General features: G+C 66.4%; 10 protein-coding genes. 7 read left to right on the top strand and 3 right to left on the bottom strand.

Annotated features, from left to right (window positions below; translation table 11 throughout):
- Nucleotides 1–353: 353 nt before the first annotated feature.
- From ACO06P_RS01715 to ACO06P_RS01725, 3 genes are read left to right on the top strand one after another with little or no spacing between them, the layout of a single operon-like run.
- Nucleotides 354–2,207 (top strand): SurA N-terminal domain-containing protein, encoded by a 1,854-nt coding sequence (locus tag ACO06P_RS01715; RefSeq protein WP_420348290.1) that lies wholly within the window; start codon nt 354–356, stop codon nt 2,205–2,207.
- An 8-nt stretch (nt 2,208–2,215) separates the two neighbouring features.
- Nucleotides 2,216–3,727 carry an anthranilate synthase component I gene (trpE, locus tag ACO06P_RS01720; protein WP_420348291.1) on the top strand — a complete coding sequence of 504 codons (1,512 nt, stop codon included), beginning with the start codon at nt 2,216–2,218 and terminating at the stop codon, nt 3,725–3,727.
- A 36-nt stretch (nt 3,728–3,763) separates the two neighbouring features.
- Entirely contained in the window at nt 3,764–4,414 is a 651-nt protein-coding gene (locus tag ACO06P_RS01725; protein WP_420348292.1) for a glutathione S-transferase family protein, read from the top strand.
- 329 nt (nt 4,415–4,743) lie between these two features.
- Here the strand turns inward: ACO06P_RS01725 and ACO06P_RS01730 are convergent, their stop codons facing one another.
- Nucleotides 4,744–6,246 carry an ATP-binding protein gene (locus tag ACO06P_RS01730; RefSeq protein WP_420348293.1) on the bottom strand — a complete coding sequence of 501 codons (1,503 nt, stop codon included), beginning with the start codon at nt 6,244–6,246 and terminating at the stop codon, nt 4,744–4,746.
- Between the two features lie 233 nt (nt 6,247–6,479).
- On the opposite strand from ACO06P_RS01730, the gene ACO06P_RS01735 reads away from it, so the two are divergent.
- On the top strand, nt 6,480–7,223 hold the full coding sequence (locus ACO06P_RS01735; RefSeq protein WP_420348294.1) for a substrate-binding periplasmic protein: 744 nt from the start codon (nt 6,480–6,482) through the stop codon (nt 7,221–7,223).
- Nucleotides 7,224–7,268: 45 nt separating this feature from the next.
- Here ACO06P_RS01735 and ACO06P_RS01740 read toward each other — a convergent pair whose 3' ends face one another.
- Together ACO06P_RS01740 and cueR are read right to left on the bottom strand one after the other, a co-directional pair.
- The gene (locus ACO06P_RS01740; protein ID WP_420348295.1) at nt 7,269–8,435 is read right to left on the bottom strand and encodes a divergent polysaccharide deacetylase family protein; all 1,167 of its coding nucleotides are present in this window, start codon (nt 8,433–8,435) and stop codon (nt 7,269–7,271) included.
- Between the two features lie 66 nt (nt 8,436–8,501).
- Entirely contained in the window at nt 8,502–8,906 is a 405-nt protein-coding gene (gene cueR / locus ACO06P_RS01745; protein ID WP_420348296.1) for a Cu(I)-responsive transcriptional regulator, read from the bottom strand.
- 178 nt (nt 8,907–9,084) lie between these two features.
- Here cueR and ACO06P_RS01750 point away from each other — a divergent pair, with 178 nt between their 5' ends.
- The 3 genes from ACO06P_RS01750 to trpC are packed head-to-tail and all read left to right on the top strand — an operon-like array spanning nt 9,085 to nt 11,582.
- Nucleotides 9,085–9,672, top strand: coding sequence for an anthranilate synthase component II (locus ACO06P_RS01750; protein WP_420348297.1), 588 nt, complete (start codon nt 9,085–9,087; stop codon nt 9,670–9,672).
- A gap of 42 nt (nt 9,673–9,714) precedes the next feature.
- The gene (trpD, locus tag ACO06P_RS01755) at nt 9,715–10,752 is read left to right on the top strand and encodes an anthranilate phosphoribosyltransferase (RefSeq protein WP_420348298.1); all 1,038 of its coding nucleotides are present in this window, start codon (nt 9,715–9,717) and stop codon (nt 10,750–10,752) included.
- Nucleotides 10,749–11,582, top strand: a complete 834-nt coding sequence (gene trpC / locus ACO06P_RS01760) for an indole-3-glycerol phosphate synthase TrpC (RefSeq protein WP_420348299.1) — start codon at nt 10,749–10,751, stop codon at nt 11,580–11,582. Before trpD ends, trpC begins: the two co-directional genes overlap by 4 nt.
- Nucleotides 11,583–11,589: the final 7 nt, after the last annotated feature.

Genomic DNA, 11,589 nt, shown 5'->3' on the forward strand with positions numbered 1-11,589 from the left:
CAATCCCCGGTGCCAATCCCCGGTGCCAATCCCCGGCGCCAATCCCCGGCGCCAATCCCCGGCGCCAATCCCCGGCGCCAATCCCCGGCGCCAATCCCCGGCGCCAATCCCCGGCGCCAATTCCCGGCTGCTGACCACCCGTGGCAGGAAGCCGCATCCTTCCGCCTTTCGGCAGCCATCCAATCAGCCGGTTCAAATGGCTGGGAAGGGGCGGATTTGCTTGTTGCCCGCCCGGAGGCGGGTTTCTAAACTGCCGCCGCTTTGACAGCCGCCGAAAACAAAGCCCAAGGCCCCCCAAACGGAAGACTCAGGCGCAAGCGATGAAAAACCAGAAGCTTATAGTCAAGATCTTGATGTTCCCCCTGTTCGGGCTCTTGATCCTCAGCTTTGCGGTCTGGGGCATCGGCGACATCTTCCGGACCGGCGGCCACGGTCAGAGTGTCGCGTCTGTCGGGAACACCCTGATCGACCAGCGCAGTTTCAGCCAGGAGCTGTCGCGGGAGGTCGCCACGATGAGCCAGCGCTTCGGGACCCAGCTCACGCCCGAGCAGGCGCGCGCCTTCGGCATTCCGCAGCAGGTGCTCAACCGCATGATCAGCCGCGCGCTGCTCGACGAAGCGGCCAACGAACTGGGCCTGATGATCACCGAAGAGCAGATGCGCACACAGATCCTGGACAATCCCTCCTTCCAGGGGGCGACCGGCAACTTCGACCGCAACCGCTTTGCCCAGGCTCTCCAGTTCAGCGGCATGAGCGAAGCGCAGTTCCTGGCCATCCTCTCGGGCGATACCAAGCGCGAGCAGCTGATCCAGGCTGTGACCGAAGCCGCTGTCGCGCCGGAAAGCGTCACCGAGCGTCTCTTTGCCTACCGTGAGGAGCGGCGCGTTGCCGACTACATCGTCATACCCAACGACAGCCTCGGCGAACCGGGCGAACCGGACGAGGCCGCCATTCAGGAAACCTACGAAAACGCATCCGACAGCTTCATGACGCCGGATTACAAGCGGATCACGCTGGTGCACCTGCGCGTCGCCGATGCCATGGCCGGAATCGCCGTGTCTGATGAGGTTCTGCAGGAAGAATTCGACTCCCGGCGCGACGAGCTTTCACAGCCCGAACGGCGCGACGTCGTTCAGGCCGTGCTGCCGGACGAAGCTGCCGCCCAGGCTTTGGCCGAGCGCCTTGCCGAAGGCGCCGACTTTGCAGCAGCCGCCGAAGCCGCCACGGGCCGCGCCCCGGTCGCGCTGGGCTTCATTCCGGAATCGGCACTGCCGGCCGAACTCGGCGGACCGGTCTTTGACCTGGAACCCGGCCGGGCGAGCGCCCCGATCCAGAGCCCGCTGGGCTGGCACGTCGTGGTCGTCAACGCGATCGAAGCCGGCCAGGAGGCGCAGTTCGAAGATCTGCGTGATCAGCTCAGCGACGAGATTGCGCGGGCGCAGGCCATCGATCTCGTCATCGAACAGGCCAACCGCTACGACGAAGCCATCGCCGGCGGCATTGCCATCGAGGATGCGGCTGCGAACCTGGGCGTCGAGTCCCGCCGGATCGAGGCGATCGACAACCAGGGCCGCGACCGGGACGGCAACGTAATCGAGGCCCTGCCGGCCTTGAACGAGTTCCTTGAGCTGCTCCGCACCACGGCGCTCGGCGATACCAGCCTGCTGACCGAGACCCTGGACGGCGACTACTTCATAGTGCGGGTCGACGACGAGATCGCCGCCACGCTGCGACCCCTTCCGGAGGTCCGCGACGACGTCATTCGTTTGTGGCAGGCGCGCGAGCGTGCCCGCATGGGGCAGGAGAAGGCGGAATCGGTGGCCGAACGGTTGCGCAGCGGCGAGGACTTCGGCGCCGTCGCCGAGGCCGAGGGGCTGCAGCTGCTGACGACCGAGCCCGTCACCCGCTTCGAGACCGACCCGGCGCGCACGCCCGCGCCTGCCCTCTCCCAGCAGCTCTTCGAGATCGAGACTGGCGAGATCGCCCTGGTTCCGACGCCCGGAAGCCAGATCGTGGCGCGCCTCGCCGACATCCAGGGGGCCGCAGCGGAAGGCCAGGAGGCCCGCCTACAGCAGCTCTCCGATCAGCTGGCGGGATCGATCCGCGACGATATCTTCCAGCAGTTTCTGGCATCGCTTGAGCAAGACCTGGACGTGACCGTCAATCAGCGCCTGATCGACGAAGCGCTCGCCGGCGCGGCCTACTAGCCCGGGCCATGCAGACGACACCTGACTTTACCGCCTTCGAGGCGGGCTATGTGGCTGGCCGGGCGCAGGTGGTGCGGACCGTCCTCATCGCCGACCTGGAAACGCCGGTCTCTGCCTTCCTGAAGCTTGCCGAGGGCAAGCCCAACTCCTTCCTCTTCGAGTCCGTCGAGGGCGGATCCATCATCGGGCGATACTCCTTTCTCGGCATGCGCCCGGACCTGGTCTGGCGCTGCCGCGGCGAGCGGGCCGAGATCAACCGGCAGGCGCGCTTCGATCCGGAGGCTTTCGTTCCGCTTGAGGAGCCGGTGCTGGAAAGCCTGCGCAGCCTGACCGCTGAAAGCCGCATCGATCTCCCGGAAGGTCTGCCGCCCATGGCCTCCGGCCTGTTCGGCTACATGGGTTACGACACCGTGCGGCTGATGGAAGATCTGCCGGACGACAATCCCCAGCCGCTGGACCTGCCGGACGGCATGTTCATCCGCCCCACGATCATCGCCGTCTTCGACCGGGTGGAAGACCAGGTGACGCTCTTTACGCCTGTCTGGCCGCGCGGCGATGTCTCGGCGCGGGCCGCCTATGCTCAGGCCTGCGAACGCCTCGCCGATGTAGCGCAGGACTTTGAGCGTGCCCTGCCCCAGCGCCGCGACGTGATCGCCGACCTGGAGACACTGCCGGAGCCGTCGTCCAACATGACACGGGATGGCTTTCACGCCATGGTCGCCAAGGCCAAGGACTACATCCTGGCCGGCGACATCTTCCAGGCGGTGCTGTCGCAGCGGCTGTCCCTGCCCTTCAAGCTGCCGCCCTTTGCGTTGTACCGCGCGCTCCGCAGGGTCAATCCATCGCCCTTTCTGGTCTTCATCGATTTCGGCGGCTTTGCCATCGTCGCCTCGAGCCCGGAGATCCTGGTGCGCCTGCGCGACGACACCGTGACCATCCGGCCCATCGCCGGCACCCGGCCGCGCGGCGCCAATGCCGAGGAAGACCGCGCCCTGGCCGAAGAACTGCTGGCCGACCCCAAGGAACTGGCAGAGCACCTGATGCTGTTGGACCTCGGACGCAACGACGTCGGCCGGGTGGCCGAGATCGGCAGCGTGAAGGTCACCGAGAAAATGGTGATCGAGCTCTACAGCCACGTCATGCACATCGTTTCCAACGTCGAAGGCCATATCGCCGCAGGCAAGGACGCCATGGACGCCCTTGTCGCAGGCTTTCCCGCCGGTACGGTTTCAGGCGCTCCCAAGGTCCGGGCGATGGAGATCATCGACGAACTGGAGCCGGAGCGCCGCGGCGTCTACGGCGGCTGCGTCGGCTATTTCGGCGCCGGCGGCTCCATGGATACCTGCATCGCCCTGCGCACCGCCGTGGTGAAGGACGAGGTCATGCACATCCAGGCCGGCGGCGGAGTCGTCGCCGACAGCGACCCGGAGGCGGAGTATCAGGAAAGCTGGAACAAGGCCCGTGCCCTGCTGCGCTCCGCCGAGGAAGCCGTGCGCTTTGCGGCCCGGCGGGGCAACTAGCGCCACGGCGACGGGCTGCATGCGAGGGGCTTCTGCATGCCGGATCTGACCCTCTGGGGCCGCCTGTCCTCCTGCAACGTGCAGAAGGCGGTCTGGGTTCTGGAAGAACTGGGCTTGCCCTACCGGCGGATCGACGCCGGCGGCCGGTTCGGCGGCCTCGACGACCCGGCCTACCGCGCCATCAATCCGCACGGCAGGGTGCCGACCCTGCGCGACGGCGAAACGGTGGTCTGGGAGAGCGATGCCATCATCCGCTACCTTGCCGCCCGCTACGGCGCGGGCGGCCTGTGGCCGGCGGACCCGGCACAGCGGGCCGCCGCCGACCAATGGCTGGCCTGGGCCAACGCCACGCTCTACCGCGATTGGATCGACCTCTTCTGGATGTGCGTGCGAACGCCGGACGAGGATCAGGACGCGGTGGGTATCGAGGCCCGGAGGACCAGAACGGCGGAAAGGCTTACCCTGTTGGACCGGGAGCTAGCCGGGCGCCCCTGGCTCGCCGGGGCGGACTTCAGCCTGGCCGACGTGGGCGCGGGCATGACCCTCTACCGCTGGTACCAGATGCCGATCGAGCGGCCCGCCTTGCCGAATCTGGCCGCCTGGTACGAAAAGCTTCGGGCCCGCCCGGGCTATGTCGCGGCGGTCTGCATTCCCTTCGACGACCTGGTTGGCCGCTTAGCCTATTGATTGCATTCATAAAAATGCAACATCCTGTGGATTTCTCTTGCCGCCTGCCGCGAATCAGGGCGATAGTCGCAGTCCTGTTTCAACAGCTGAAAGGAGGTGATCCAATGTCTCATGAGATTTCGGTGAAGTCTGAGGGCTTTGGATGTTCAATGGGTTTGACGGAGCAGCCTTCGTCCGACGCATGACACCTTCGGAGCGGGACCCCGTTTCGGGGCCTTAAGACTCACCAGCTCATGGGGGGCCGCAGCGATGCGGCCCCTTTCGCTTTGTCCCGGGCCGCAGCGATGCGGCCCCGTTCATTCAAGGGGGCGCAGAAGCGGTCAGTGAACCTAGGCCAGGCGCTTGCGGCGGATCGCACGCTCCGGCGGGAAGCTCACCGTCACCGTCGTACCCTCGCCAAGCGCGCTCTCGATCGTCATGGCGCCGCCGAACAGCTCCATGAAGTTGTCGCAAAGATGGAGTCCCAGGCCCGTCCCCTTGTGCTCCCGCGCCCGCGGGTTGTGCGCCTGCTCGAAGGGCTTGAGGGCCTTCTTGACGCCCTCGCTCGTCATGCCGATGCCGTTGTCCGAAACGCTGAGGAAGATCCGGTCGCGCGCGTCGCACCATGACTTCACCTGAATGAGCCCGCCTTCCGGCGTAAACTTGACCGCGTTTGACAGCAGGTTGTTCAGGATCTGGGTCAGCACCCGCTCGTCGCCTCTGAGGACAGGCAGGTTCCGGTCGACCTCGGCTTTCAGGCGGTGGCCGGCGGCCTCGGCGCCGGCGGCGACCTGACGAATGCAGCTTTCCACAAGGGCGCGCATATCCACCGGCTCTTCCGTCAGCTCGTACTTGCCCGCCTCGACTTTCGAGATGTCGAGGAGATCGTTGATCAGGCTGATCAGCAGGGATCCGCTGTGGTGGATATCCTCGATGTATTCGTCATAGCGGGGATCGCCCAGGGGGCCGAAGGCGTGGGCGCGCATCATCTCGCTGAACCCCAGAATGGCGTTCAGCGGGGTGCGCAGGTCGTGGCTCATGTTGGCCAGGAACTCGGTCTTGGCGCGGTTCGCCTCGACGGCCTGCTGGCGCGCGCGCTCCAGTTCCGCCGTCCGTTCGGTGACCCGCTGCTCCAGATTGGCGTTGGCGCGGCGCAGTTCCCGCTCGACCTGTTCGACGCGCAGGCCCTTCTGCCGCAGCCGCTCCAGGGCCTCGGCCATCCGGCTCACCTCGTCGTCGCGTCCGCGTTCGGGGACCGGCGTGTTGAGGGCGCCCTCGCCGATGCGGATCATGGCCGCCGTCACCCGCGACAGCGGGCCGGAAATCAGATTGACCCCGAGGAAGACGACGACAGCCGTGAGCACCGCCAGCGTGGCCCCGGTGGTCGCATCGTTGCGGACCACACGCCAGACATCGGAGGAAACGCCGGCGGTCGAGACCCAGAGGAAGAGAGTTCCGACCCGCTCGCCACTCTCAGCCGTGATGGTGCGGTCGAAGACCAGGTAGTCGCCAGCGATCTCCGGATCGAAACCGGCGACCAGAACTTCCGCCAGCTTTTCGCCTTTGTTGTCGAAGACACGCGCACCGGTGATCGCACCGGTGGCCGCCAGACGGTCCAGGCGCTGCTGCACCATCTGGTAGTCATAGTCCCACAACGGATCCGACAGGGTGTCGCCGAAGACGCTGGTCAGAACCTGCGATTCCGCCTTCAGATCGTTCAGCAGGCGGTTTGCCTGCTCGCGGCCGGAGAGTGCCGTGCCCAGCATCGACACCAGCACGACCGTCGCCAGCACCGTGATTACGATCCGGTTTCGGATCGAGTTGCCTGGAAGTTTCAGACGGATGAGCTGCATGCTCTCGACGACGGCCTCAGACTATCCCCGCTTGGAACCGTGGTCTTGTGTTCATCTTTTCTTAACCACCGCATCCAGGAAGCAACCGTATCCAGCTTCTCTTAAGTAACCATTTACGCGTATCGCGTAGATTTTAATCACGCCAGCGGTGTGTACTTGCCTTTACTCAACCCTGCAGATGGATCGGAAACGCACGGGTCCCGGGGCAAGAGACAGTTACCTGGAGAGAAGTCATGACGCGGATGACCAAGACCCTTACCGCAGTTGCTTTGCTCTCAGCCTGTATTCTCAGCCCGAGTTTTCTTGGCGGCGGCCCGGCCAAAGCCAGCGAAGTATTGCAGCTCACGACCGAGCAGTACGCCCCCTTTAACTTCGAGCAGGATGGCGAAATCGCCGGGCTTGGCGCCGACCAGGTCAGGGAGATCATGCGCCGGACCGGGATCGCCTATGAAATGACGCTGCTGCCCTGGTCGCGCGCAATCGGGCTGGCCGGCAGCCAGCCGATGACCTGCGTCTTCACGACCGCCCATACCGTGGATCGCGATCAGCGGTTCAAGTGGGTGGAGCCCCTGCTGCTGGAGCGCACCCTGCTGATCCGTGCCGCCGGATCGGGCATCGATCCCCAGGACGTCGAGAGCGCGACACACTATCGTACCGGCACTCAGACCGGCGACTACACGGTCGAACTGTTGCGCAACGCCGGCTTCGCGGACATCGATCTGGCGCGGGATCTCGATCTCACGCTGCGCAAGCTGCTGAACGGCCGGGTAGACCTCATGGCGGTCTCGGAATCCTACTTCCATCAGCTGGAGCGCCAAGGGGTCCCCGTGGAAGAGGTGGCCGTGCTCTATGAACAGGTCTTCTCCATCGCCTGCTCGCCGCAGACCCCCGATGACATCGTGGTGCGCATGCAGGCCGCCCTCTCCGCCATGATCGAAGACGGCACCCAGGCGGAGATCCACGCCCGTTACAACTGAGCGCCCGTTACAGCTTGGCGCGGTTACGCCTGAGCGCGGGCGGCGTCAGCCGTCGCCACTGTGGGCGCTTTCGATGGCAAGCCGGTGCCGCACGACGGCAGAGATCGGAACCAGGGCAAAGCCTCTGCTGCGCATCTCCGGAATCCAGTCGTTGAGCGCCTCAACGGTCGCCGCGTGGGGATGACCGATCCCCACGGCATAGCCACGCTCTCGGGCGATCTGTTCAAGAAGCGCGAGCTGGCGTTCGATCGCAAGGCGGTTTTTCGGCTCGTTGTCGAGAAAGACGTCCCGCTCCGCGAAGGGCACGCCCGCACGCCGCGCCAGGCTGCCGGCTACGGACTCTTTGGCTGTCAGAGAGTCGAGAAACAGAAGCTCCCGCGCCTTCAACTCAGCCATCACCATGGCCATGCCTTCGGGCGAAGCCGTGAAGCGGCTCCCCATGTGATTGTTGATCCCGACGTAGCCCTCGAAGCGATCGAGGCCCCAGGCCAGGCGCTGCGCCAGCTCCGCCGCCGGCAGGGCCTCGGCCAACACGTTGGGGCCGGGATCAATGGCGGGGTCGCGCGGCTGCATGGGCACATGGAGCATCAGTTCGTGCCCTGCCGCCCTTGCCGCGGCAGTCATGTCCGGCAAGTCGTCCGCGTAGGTCATGAAAGCAAGCGTCAGCGGCCCCGGGAGCGCAATGGCCCGGCGCGCATTGCGCCGGTTCACGCCGATATCGTCGAGGACGATGGCCACCATGGGCCGGCCGGCCTCGGGAACGGTCGCGACGGCGTGAAGCTGCCATGCCGCCGGTTCGGGTCGGCTCTGATCGGTACTGAAAGCCGGCGGCAGCGCTGCGCTCTCCCTTACATCAGCCTGTCCCTCCGCCTGTTCTGCCGGGTCTTCCTCGGCGGCGCGCTGGAACGCCGCTTCCAGCGCCTCCCGATCGACAGAGTCCTCCCAGGCAGCGGGCGGGCGGCCGTCGGCTTGTACGGGCGCTGACCCCGCAACGCGTCGCTGCGGCGCAGGCTTAGAATCGGCCGCTTTTTCGCCGGGCACTGGCGAAGCGCTGTCCGGCCCGTGGCTGCCGAGGAGGCCGCTGCGATCGAGTACTACGCCCGCGACCCCGCCGACGACGATGCCAATGCACAGCAGGCCCACCACCGCGGCGACATTCCAGGCGGCGTCGCTTCGGCGGGCTGGGGACGGTTTCGAATCGTTTCGGGCCATGGCCGGCGGAGCCTAGCACGGCATGGTTAACGAAGCTGCGGCCAAAGGCGGCCCGCTCGGCCGGCGCTAGCCCCCGGCCCCCCGACCGCCGGCAAGGCCGTTGAGAATGGGGCAGTCCGGCCGCTGATCGCCATGGCAGCGGCGCATGAGGTCCTTGAGAGTGGCCCGCATTTCGGTCAACTCGGCGATCTTGCGGTCAATGTCGGCGACCCGGCGCCGGGCCAGGGCCTTGACCTCGGCGCTGCTCCGTCCGCGGTCATGCCAGAGGGCGAGCAGGCTGCCCACATCCTCGACCGAGAATCCCAGGCTGCGGGCCCGCTGGACGAAGCGTAGGGTTTCGACGTCGCGCTGGCTGTAGACGCGGTAGCCGGCCGCCGACCGCTCCGCAGCGGCGATCAGCCCAACGGATTCATAATAGCGAATGGTCTTTGCCGGCACGCCGGATCGGCGAGCGACGGCACCGATGTTCATGACGACCTCCTGCTCTGTGTTTCGCGCGCGAACCCACCGGGACGATCCTACTTAATCCTTCCAGTAACTGGAAGCTCGAGATCGAGCATCTGACCGCTTTCCGATGGCTTGGACGACCTGCTATAAGAAGAACCAAGCAACGAGGCGATCACTCAGGAAAACGGCGCAAGCATCTGAAATGTTTTTGCTAATCGATAACTACGACAGCTTCACCTACAATCTCTACCATTTTCTGGGGGAGCTGGGTGCGACGATCGAGGTGCGCCGCAATGACAAGGTCAGCGTGGCCGAAGCGCTGGCTCTTCGACCCCAGGGAATCATTCTCTCGCCGGGCCCCTGCGACCCCGACCGCGCAGGCATCTGCCTGGAGCTGATCAGGGCGGCAGCGGGCGAGTTGCCGGTCTTCGGCGTCTGCCTGGGCCACCAGGCGATCGGACAGGTCTTCGGCGCCCAGGTGGTGCGCGCCCCGACACCCATGCACGGCAAGCTGAGCGCCCTCACGCACAAGGGCCAGGGCGTCTTTGCCGGCCTGCCCTCACCGCTCACCGGAACACGTTATCATTCGCTGACCCTCGACCCGGCGACCTTCCCGCACGATACGCTGGAGGTCACGGCGGAGACGGAGGACGGCGTGATCATGGGGCTGCAGCATCGCGAACTGCCGCTCTACGGCGTGCAGTTCCATCCCGAGAGCATCGCTTCGGAGCAGGGCCATGCGCTGCTGCGCAACTTCCTGAGCCTTGCCGACCGGGCCGTTGCCGCCTAGCGGCGTTCTGCGGCCCCCTTCTATGCGTTGCAGGATCCCGGCATGAGCGGCAGTCCCCAGGTCTTCAAGGATCTCATCGCCAAGGCGGCAGCGGGCCAGAGCCTGAGCCGCAGCGAAGCGGAGGCGGCGTTCGACATCATGATGTCCGGCGATGCCACGCCGGCTCAGATGGGCGGTTTCCTGATGGCGCTGCGCGTGCGGGGCGAGACGGTGGAGGAGATCACCGGGGCCGCGACGGCGATGCGGGCGAAGATGACAACCGTAAAGCGCCCGCAAGGCGCCATCGACATCTGCGGCACCGGCGGCGACGGCAGCGGCACCTACAATATCTCCACTGCCAGCCAGTTCGTCGTCGCGGCCTGCGGCGTGCCGGTCGCCAAGCACGGCAACCGGGCCGCCTCCTCCAAGAGTGGCGCCAGCGATGTTCTGGAAGCCCTCGGCGTCAACATCGAAGCCGACTTCCGCTTGGTGGAGCGGGCTCTGGCGGAGGTAGGAACCTGCTTTCTCATGGCCCAGCGCCATCACAGCGCCATGCGTCATGTCGGGCCGAGCCGCGCCGAACTCGGCACGCGCACCCTGTTCAATCTGCTGGGCCCCCTGTCCAACCCGGCGAAGGTCCGCCGCCAGCTGATCGGCGTTTTCGCCCCCGAATGGATCGTGCCCCTGGCCGAGGTGCTGCGCGACCTGGGCCACGAGAAGGCCTGGGTGGTCCACGGCGCCGGCGGGCTGGACGAGGTTTCCACCCTGGGTCCGACACAGGTGGCGGAGCTCAAGGACGGCAGCGTCTCGACCTTCGAGATCAACCCCGAAGATGCCGGCCTGCCGACGGCATCCCTGGACCAGATCGTCGGCGGTGACCGCGACCACAACGCCGCCAAGCTGCGCGGCCTCCTGTCGGGAGAAGCCGGGGCCTATCGCGATATTGTGGTGCTGGGCAGCGCCGCGGCCCTGATCGTGGCCGGATGCGCCGGCGACTTGAAGGAAGGCGCGGCCATGGCGGTCGAGGCGATCGACACGGGCGCGGCCATGAAAGTGCTCGAGGGGCTGGTGAGGGTGACCAACGAGGAGGTATCGCCATGACCGCGGCTGCGACAGCAACGGGCGGTGACGTTCTGCAGCGCATCTGCGCCGACAAGCGTGAACACGTCGCGGCCGCAAAACGGGCCGTCGGCCTCTCCGAACTGGAGAGCCGCGCCCAGGCCGCGGAAGCGCCGCGGGGCTTCCGCCAGGCTCTGGAGCGCAAGGCGGCGGAAGGGCGCTTCGCGCTGATTTGCGAGATCAAGAAGGCATCGCCGAGCAAGGGCCTGATCCGCGCGGACTTCGATCCGCCCCGCCTCGCCGAAGCCTATCTGGCCGGCGGGGCCGCCTGCCTCTCCGTCCTCACTGATGCGCCTTACTTCCAGGGCTCCGATGCCTTCCTGGAGGCGGCCCGCAGCGCCGTGGCCCTGCCCTGCCTGCGCAAGGACTTCATGCTCGACCCCTATCAGATCGTGGAGTCCCGCGCCCTCGGCGCCGACTGCATTCTGCTGATCATGGCCGCCCTCGGGGACGCTCAGGCCGCCGAACTGGAAGCCGCCGCGCTGGACCTGGGCATGGACGTGCTGATCGAAGTCCACGATGGCGCCGAGCTCGAGCGCGCCCTCCAGCTGCGCTCACCGCTTCTTGGCATCAACAACCGCAACCTCAAGACCCTGACGGTCGATCTGGCGACAACGGAAGAGCTGGCCCCCACTCTGCCCGCGGACCGCCTGCTGGTCGCCGAAAGCGGACTCTACGAGCCGGCGGACCTCCAGCGCATGGCAAGGGCGGGCGCGCGGGCCTTCCTGATCGGCGAATCCCTCATGCGCCAGGACGACGTCACCGCCGCCACCGCCGCCCTTGCAGCGGCTCCCATCGAACCGAAGCAATAGGTGGCCG

It is taken from the genome of Pelagibius sp., from assembly GCF_965227505.1.
Lineage (GTDB): Bacteria > Pseudomonadota > Alphaproteobacteria > Kiloniellales > Kiloniellaceae > Pelagibius.